Genomic DNA, 8107 nt, shown 5'->3' with positions numbered 1-8107 from the left:
GTCCCGGAGTATGGACGATCCCGCAGCTCGCCGTTCGTGCCGCGATCATGTTCGCGGCCGGGGCGGTCCTCTACCAATGGCAAGACGTCATACCCGCACGGTGGTCGCTCGTCGCGGTGAGTGTCGTCATCGTCCTCGTGTCCGGCCTACTCCCGGATTACCGGGTGGTCGGCGCCTTCCCGTTGGCGTATGCCGTCGTCGTTTCGGGTGCGTTGATCAAGAACAAGCGCTTGACACTGCGAACGGATCTGTCCTATGGGATGTACATCTATGCCTCCCCAACCCAGCAGTTGCTGGCTGTTGCTGGGTTGTACAGCCTCAACCCGTTCGTGTTCTTCGGGCTCTCGACCGCAGTCATCGTTCTGCCTGCTGCGCTGAGCTGGTTCCTGGTGGAGAAGCGCGCCCTCGCACTGAAGGCTCGCTTCAAACGTAAGAACACTGCTTCGTCCGGGGCGGGGGCGCCTAAACACCGCCTGGGTCAGCGCTCGTCAATCCGGCCCGCAGATGGCGACGAAGTGGAAGCCAACAAGTAACTGCGCCGGGCAGGCGAGTTCACTGCGTGATCACGGCAAACTCAACGGTAATGCCGGGGCGGCCTCCGCTGAGCTAATCAAATGACATTTGCGGATTCTTGATATGGGCCTGGTTGGCATAGGATTCCGTGCCATGCGTTCGTTCCGGCTGGCATTGCAGCCAAGGCCACCGTTCCTAGCACGGCGCTACCCCTACAAGGGTCGCCAGCGGTTGCTCGATGCGCTCGGTCCCGACCTCGCGCGATCGGTGCCCATGCGCGCAGACGACACACCGCCAGAAGACACCCCGCTGGGGCGCATATTCGAACGCACCGAGAACATTCACAAGCTGCGCCACTACCTGCCCATCTACCAAGCCGTCCTCACTCGTACCGAACGGATGCTGGAGGTAGGGGTGGACAGGGGTGGGTCCTTGCAGATGTGGCGGGAGTACTTGCCAAAGGCCACCATCGTGGGGCTCGACATCAACCCCAAGGCTGCGCAGCACGACGACCCCGGGCGCGACATTCACGTACGGATCGGAGACCAAACCGACAACCGGTTCCTGCAGAGCGTCCTCGATGAGTTCGGCCCGTTCGACACGGTGCTTGACGACGGCGGGCACACCCCGAAGCAGATGATCGGATCCTTCCAATACCTGTTTCCCAGGCTCGAACCGGGCGGGGTGTACATCGTGGAAGACGTCTGCGCCAACTACTGGACGCCGTACCGGGACCAACCCGAATCGTTCATCGACTTCACCAAGTGGTTGATGGACGCCATGCATGCGCCGTACCTGAAGATGTCATCGGTCTACGAGTTCATGGAGGGCCATCCCAAGCGGGTCGAGGAGGTCCAGGTGCCTTTCGCGGCAACCATCATCGACCGCATCGAGGTGTTCGACTCGGTAGTCGTGGTGCACCGAGCCAAGGAGCCGAGGCATTTGTCTCGGGCCGCCTTCCACTGAATCCGGGCATTCAAGAACGACCATGTACTCTTTCCCGTTGCAGCAGCCATCGTTTATCGGCACATATCCACGGCGAGGACGTTGAGGCCGTGGATTCACGAAGTCATACTGTTTGCCGGAAGCATCGCAGCCATCGACGTCATCGGCCAGTCGAGAAATGCATCAACGGCGCGGTGGAAGGTCTAAGCTGTTTGCCGGAGTACCGGCAGTTTGAGACAGGGGAAGTTTTTGACCGTGACTGATCGCGACACCCGATCCGCATATCTGGACCTGCTCCGCAAGGACCTCACCAGGTACGGCGTCGACGAGTTGGTGCCCGTGGGGTGGGACTGGGTACACCGTCCCGTCTTCAAGGTCGGCAACCTGGTGCTCGTGCGAAAGCGCCCCTTCGATCAGCACAAGCGCGATCTGGGTCTGGACTGGCCCGCCGACGCGCTGACGATGATCGGTATGAAGAGACTCACCAGTCTGCAGCAGTGCGTTGAGACGGTGATTGCCGACGACGTCCCAGGCGATCTGGTCGAATGTGGCGTGTGGCGTGGCGGGGCCTCCATCCTCATGCGCGGAGTGCTGGCAGCCTACGGTGACGACACACGATCAGTGTGGCTCGCCGATTCGTTTGCGGGCGTACCGGCGCCGGACGCCAAGAACTTCTCAGCGGACAAGGGGGACAGGCTGCACCTCGCGGCGCCCATCCTGGCGGTATCCCAAAAGGACGTGGCAGCGAATTTTCAGCGCTACGGGTTGCTCGACGACAAGGTCCGCTTCCTTCCCGGCTGGTTCAAGGACACGTTGCACGATGCCCCGATTCAAAGCATCTCGGTACTGAGGCTCGACGGCGACCTCTATGAATCCACGATCCAGGCACTCGACGGCCTCTACTCGAGGCTGTCCCCCGGGGGCTTCTGCATCATCGACGACTACCACGCGATCGACGCGTGCCGGAAGGCGGTCACGGACTTCCGCACGAAGAATGGAGTGTCAGCAGAGATCGTCGAGATAGACGGCACCGGTGTGCTCTGGCGCAAGGAGTGAAGCCGGTTCGGCCGCTCACCACCGCCGACACGCGACATCCGGTCAGGGACGAACGAACGCTGAAACGCCATTTCGGAGATATCGCCGAAGCGACTCTGCTGCACCGCGACACCTGAGGGGCCCTGATCCACGATGAAATTCGTGTTGGCAAGCTACGGAACACGAGGCGACGTCGAGCCGTCCCTCGTCGTTGGCCGTGAACTGCAGCGCAGGGGACACGACGTGCTCATGGCCGTCCCGCCCGATCTGATCGGATTCACCGAGGCGGCTGGCCTTGATACGGTCGCATATGGGCTCGATACGAAGACCTGGCTCGACGTGTATCGCAACTTCTGGACCTTCGCCCTGCACACCTTCTGGAAGGTGGGCGCCATCCGCAGATTGTGGCGCGAGATGTGGGAGATCAGCGACCGATCGTGGGCGCAGATGAATACCACCTTGACGACGGTGGCCGACGGTGCCGACGTGTTGCTCGCCGGGCAGAGCTACCAGGAGACTGCTGCCAACGTCGCTGAGTATCACGACATTCCGTTGGTCACACTGCATCACATCCCGATGCGCCCCAATGCCCATCTCGTCACGTTTCTGCCTTCTCGGTTGGGGAGGACCGCGATGACGGTGTTCGACTGGCTGGCCTGGAGACTGAACAAGAAGGTCGAGGACGCGCAGCGGCGTGAACTCGGCCTACCGAAGGCAACGAGGCCCTCGCCGCGACGGATCGCCGACCGCGGATCGCTGGAAGTACAGGCCTACGACGCGGCTTGCTTCCCCGGGCTCGCAGCCGAGTGGGCGACGTGGTCCGAGCTACGGCCGTTCGTCGGCCCACTGACGATGGAGTTGACGACCGACGCCGACGCCGAAGTCGAGTCGTGGATGGCTGCGGGAACACCTCCAATTTGCTTCGGCTTTGGCAGCATGCCGGTCGAATCTCCGGCTGTCGCGGTCGAAATGATCAGCTCGGCGTGCGCGCAGCTGGGGGAGCGCGCGCTGGTGTGCGCCGGATGGAGTGACTTCAGCGGTGTGCCGCATTCGGAACACGTAAAGGTGGTGGGTGCCGTCAATTACGCGGCGATCTTCCCGGCTTGCCGCGCGGTCGTGCACCACGGTGGCTCTGGCACTACGGCCGCGAGCCTCCGCGCCGGGGTCCCGACGCTGATCCTGTCGATGGACGCCAATCAGGCGCTCTGGGGCGGTCAGGTCAAGCGGTTGAAAGTGGGTACCACGCGCCGCTTTTCGACGACGACCCGGGATTCGTTGGTCGCGGACTTGCGCCGGATTCTCGCGCCGGATTACCTCACCCGAGCCCGAGATCTCGCGCGCGGGATGACCAAACCCGTTGACAGCGTCGCCAACGCCGCAAACGTCGTGGAAGAGTTCGCGGGATCGAGGCGGTCCGCATGAAGGGTGTAGGCGAGACCAAAGTGGTGTGGTCATTTCTAGCTCCTGGAGGGAGCAAATGAGCGAGATTGTCGAAGAGTGCCGAGTATGTGGTTCGAGTGGTCCCCACCGAACTCTCACGGTTCGAGAGATGTACTTCGGGACCCGAGAGATGTTCGAGTACTTCGTCTGCGATGCCTGCGAGACGTTGCAGATTCGGAATGCGCTCGAAGGTGAAGAGCTTGCGCGACACTATCCCCGCAAGTACTACGCCTACACCATCCCGCCTCAACCGCGGATCTTCGAATGGCTGACGAAGCAGCGAGACCGCTTTGACCTGCACACCGGCGGCAAGCCGGTCGGCACCGTCGTAGCGGCGTTACCGCCAGGGATTCGCTCCCTGATCGGCTCCCGTGACTCGAGCGGAGACGTCGTCCAAATGCTCGGTCGGTTGGCGATTGGACGCGACGCGCGAATTCTCGATGTCGGCTGTGGCGGTGGCGCGCTACTCGACCGGTTGGCCAGGGCGGGCTTTACGAATCTATCCGGTGCTGACCCGTTCAACGAAGCCGATGGCGAGACACCCTTGGGTCTGCCGATCGTGAAGCGCTACGTGCACGAAGTGGACGGTGAATTCGACCTCATCCTGTTCAACCATTCTCTCGAGCACGTGCCCGACCCCGTCGCGACTCTCAAGGCGGTATACGAGAAGCTCGCACCCGGTGGGATCTGCTTGGTTCGCCTGCCGACCACATCGTCGGAAGCCTGGGACGTCTATGACAAGCATTGGTGCCTGATCGATGCACCCCGGCACATCGTCATACCTTCGAGGCGCGGAATGGAGTTGGCGGCCAATGCGGTTGGGCTGCAACTCGAGGAGGTGTGGGACGATTCGAATTCGTCTCAATTCTTCGGAAGCGAAGCCTATCAGCGCAATATCGCCCTGCCCGAGATCAAGAGCTTCGTCGAGTTCATCCGGCTCTTCGGACTCAAACAAATTCTCGGTTGGGAACGGCGTTCGAAGCAGCTCAACCGCCAAGGCCGGGGTGATCAGGCGGGCTTCGTCTTGCGGAATCCTGCCCCCGCCGGGTCGACCAGGGAATAGCTGAGATGAGCGAGGACCTGAGGGCCGCAGGCGTCGATAGCGGGGCCGCCCGCCCAGTGACACGGAGGGCGACGCTCGGGCAGGTATTCGATCCACGAAACAATGCGCTCAATGCGTGGCGGTTGGCGCTGGCGATTAGCGTCATCCTCTGGCATTCCTGGTCCACCACCGGCCGCTCCATCACCTACAAGCCACTCGAGCAGCTCATCGAGCAGGTAGGGGTGGACGGGTTCTTCGCGATCTCGGGATTCCTCATCACCGCGAGTTGGCTGCGCGACCCGCGACTCCGCGACTTCTCCATCGCCCGCGGTTTGCGCATCTTTCCCGGGCTATGGGTGTGCCTGCTGATAATCGCGTTCGTCTTCGCCCCTCTCAGCGTCTGGATCCAGGGCGGGTCGGTGGCGAGCTTGATGAAGTCATCCGCACCGATCGACTACGTCCTCGACAACGCGTGGCTGAACGTCTACCACGCCGGTATCGACGGGACATTGCACACCAACCCGTGGCCGGGCGTCTGGAATGCGTCGATCTGGACGCTCGACTTCGAAATCATCTGTTACGTGGCCGTCGCCGTGTTGGGTGTCGTGGGGCTGCTGAAACAGCGATGGGTCATTCCAGCGGTCTTCGTGGTCACACTCTGCGCGACGGCCTACCTGTCGTATCCGATCTTCGCCATGCAGACCATTCCGCAGATGGTGGCACGGTTTGCCGTCATGTTTGCGGCCGGGGCGCTGATCCACCGCTACCGAGACGTCATCCCCGCGCGATGGTCGCTCGTCGCGATATGCGTCGTCATCGTCATAGCTTCCGGTCTGCTGGCGAACTATCGAGTCATCGCCGCTCTTCCCTTGGCATACGCCGTCATCGTCTCCGGTTCCCTCGTTCGAAACAGACGGTTGAATCTGCGCAACGACTTCTCCTACGGCATGTACATCTACGCGTATCCAACACAGCAACTGCTGGTTGTCTTGGGTCTCGGCGCGCTGAACATGTACCTGTTCTTCGGCATTGCGACCTTGGCTACCCTGCCGCTGGCGGCGTTGAGCTGGTTCGTGGTGGAGAAGCAGGCGATATCGTTGAAGAATCGCCTCAAACGGAAGCGCTCGCCGTCGGTGGGCGAGCAAACGTTGGCACCCTCTGACCGAGACGTGGGTTAGCGGTCTCGTCGGTTGGCCACCGATCGCACGATTGTGCGGCGTCGATCAGGTTGTGAGCCAAGGTGATTCATCAAGGGCGACGCCGACTGCCATGACGGGTTGTTTGCCCGCGCCGGGCATGTCAATGCTATGGTTGCCGACGTGGCAAAAGGGCTGTCCGTTCGCACCCGTCTCTTGATGCGGGCGGTGCGCGCCGAGTACTGGTTGGCGCGCACGCTCCTGCCCGATGTCTACTCCAATGATGCGTTGATCTGTTTCAACAGCCACGCGTTCATGGACGACCCGGAGTTTCAGCGGGCCTACGCGCGTGGCGCACGCGCTCTCGGTGACATGGATTGGTACCAATGGCACTGGCGCGTGCACGTCGGACTGTGGGCGGCGGCGAGCGCCAGCAAGCTCGAAGGTGACTTCGTCGAGTGCGGTGTCAGCTATGGCTTCCTGAGCAGCGCAGTGATGGAGCACCTGGACTGGGACCGGCTTGGTAAGACGTTCTATCTGCTCGACACCTTCGCGGGACTGGATCCGCGCTTCGTCACGGCCGCCGAACGCGAGGCGGGGGCACTCGAGACGAGCGAGGCACATCTGCGCAGCGGTATGTACGTCAACTCGGTCGACAGTGTCCGGGCCAACTTTGCGCAATGGCACAACCAGCGCATCATCGTCGGCGCGGTTCCCGAGACGCTCGATGAGGTCACTGCCGACTCGGTGGCGTTCCTCCACATCGACATGAACTGTGCGCCACCCGAAGTCGCGGCGCTCCGCTACTTTTGGCCGCGGCTCACCCCTGGGGCGTTCGTGCTCTTGGACGACTACGCGAATCGTGGGCGCGACGAGCAACGCATCGCGATGGATGAGCTGGCGAGCGAATTGGGCGTGCAGATCTGCGCGATGCCCACCGGTCAGGGATTGTTGATCAAACCTGCACGTTGACGCGAGCTGAGCAGAATTCGCCGAAGGCGCGGCCCTGCGTCGTCTCAAGTCGTGCTCCGGCGGGCGGCATCCTCGAAGAGGTCGGCGGCCTTGTTCACGCTTTCGGTGGGCGTGGTCATTTGGGCGGCGATCTCGCGGGCTCGGACCGCGTACTCCGGCGCGAGGACGCGACGCAGATCCGCAACAAGGGTTTGGTGCGTGGTGTTCGAAAAGCGCCGCGCGGTACCCACTTTCAGGCGGCTGAGCTGATTTCCCCAATATGGCTGGTCGGCTGAGCTCCACAGGATCAGCGTGGGGATGCCGGCTCGCAGGCTGGCCGCCGTGGTGCCCGAGCCGCCGTGGTGCACGATTGCCCGGCTGGCGGCGAAGACCGTCGCGTAGTTCACTACGCCCACCACTTTGACGTGATCGGGTATGGGGACGCCGCTGAAGTCCGTCCCACCGGCGCACACCAGCGCCCGTTCGCCCAATTGCGCGCAGGCTACGCTGATCATCTCGATCATGTCTGCAGGAGATTCGAGCGGAATACTGCCCGTCGCGAAGCAAATCGGCGGTGAGCCCGCGGCGATCCACGACACGACCTCATCGTCGGACTGGGTGGTCAGCCCCATCGTGAGTGCGCCAACGAAGGGCCTCCTGCCATCCCATTTCGCCCATTCGGCTGAGAGCCCGGGTACGGAGATCTCGTCGTAGGCTTGAATTTCCAGTGACCCGCGTCGGGCGATTCGCCGCGGCGAGGGAGTTGTTGCCTCTGAGAGGCCGAGTTCACGACGCTGCCTGTTGTCGACCTTCTTCGTGGAGCGCCACAGCAGCCACTCGGAGACCGTCCCTGCGAAGCGGACCGCCGGCGACGGCAGGTTGGGGACGAGTTTGCCATTGGGGCGCATCGGGAAGTGGTGCAGCGTGACCAACGGGATGTCGTAATACTCCGCGACATTGGCAGCCGGCTGCTCGAAATTCAGGCCAGTTGACAGCAGGTCCGCGCCGTCCGCCACCGACGTCAGCGTCATGCTCGTCTGCTCCC

General features: G+C 62.5%; 8 protein-coding genes. 7 read left to right on the top strand and 1 reads right to left on the bottom strand.

All coding sequences use genetic code 11. From position 1 onward, the window contains the following. The 7 genes from ACRDUX_RS29245 to ACRDUX_RS29215 all read left to right on the top strand — a co-directional run. A partial coding sequence (locus ACRDUX_RS29245; RefSeq protein WP_526419061.1) for an acyltransferase occupies positions 1 to 533 on the top strand: 533 nt, incomplete at its 5' end. 253 nt (positions 534 to 786) lie between these two features. Beyond that, positions 787 to 1479, top strand: coding sequence for a class I SAM-dependent methyltransferase (locus ACRDUX_RS29240; RefSeq protein WP_526419063.1), 693 nt, complete (start codon positions 787 to 789; stop codon positions 1477 to 1479). Between the two features lie 234 nt (positions 1480 to 1713). After that, complete coding sequence (locus ACRDUX_RS29235; RefSeq protein WP_526419059.1) at positions 1714 to 2514, top strand: TylF/MycF/NovP-related O-methyltransferase; 801 nt, start codon at positions 1714 to 1716, stop codon at positions 2512 to 2514. 132 nt (positions 2515 to 2646) lie between these two features. Continuing rightward, the gene (locus ACRDUX_RS29230; RefSeq protein ID WP_526419057.1) at positions 2647 to 3915 is read left to right on the top strand and encodes a glycosyltransferase; all 1269 of its coding nucleotides are present in this window, start codon (positions 2647 to 2649) and stop codon (positions 3913 to 3915) included. A 127-nt stretch (positions 3916 to 4042) separates the two neighbouring features. Beyond that, positions 4043 to 4996, top strand: coding sequence for a class I SAM-dependent methyltransferase (locus ACRDUX_RS29225; RefSeq protein WP_526419055.1), 954 nt, complete (start codon positions 4043 to 4045; stop codon positions 4994 to 4996). Positions 4997 to 5001: 5 nt separating this feature from the next. Then, on the top strand, positions 5002 to 6153 hold the full coding sequence (locus ACRDUX_RS29220; protein WP_526419054.1) for an acyltransferase family protein: 1152 nt from the start codon (positions 5002 to 5004) through the stop codon (positions 6151 to 6153). 141 nt (positions 6154 to 6294) lie between these two features. Beyond that, positions 6295 to 7083, top strand: coding sequence for a TylF/MycF/NovP-related O-methyltransferase (locus ACRDUX_RS29215; protein ID WP_526419052.1), 789 nt, complete (start codon positions 6295 to 6297; stop codon positions 7081 to 7083). A gap of 44 nt (positions 7084 to 7127) precedes the next feature. Here the strand turns inward: ACRDUX_RS29215 and ACRDUX_RS29210 are convergent. Continuing rightward, positions 7128 to 8107 (bottom strand): glycosyltransferase (locus ACRDUX_RS29210; RefSeq protein ID WP_526419050.1); only part of this gene is annotated, 980 nt, incomplete at its 5' end.

The sequence above is a fragment of the Mycobacterium sp. genome (assembly GCF_050701675.1).
Taxonomy (GTDB): Bacteria; Actinomycetota; Actinomycetes; order Mycobacteriales; family Mycobacteriaceae; genus Mycobacterium.
This window is presented reverse-complemented; position numbering and strand designations above follow the sequence as displayed.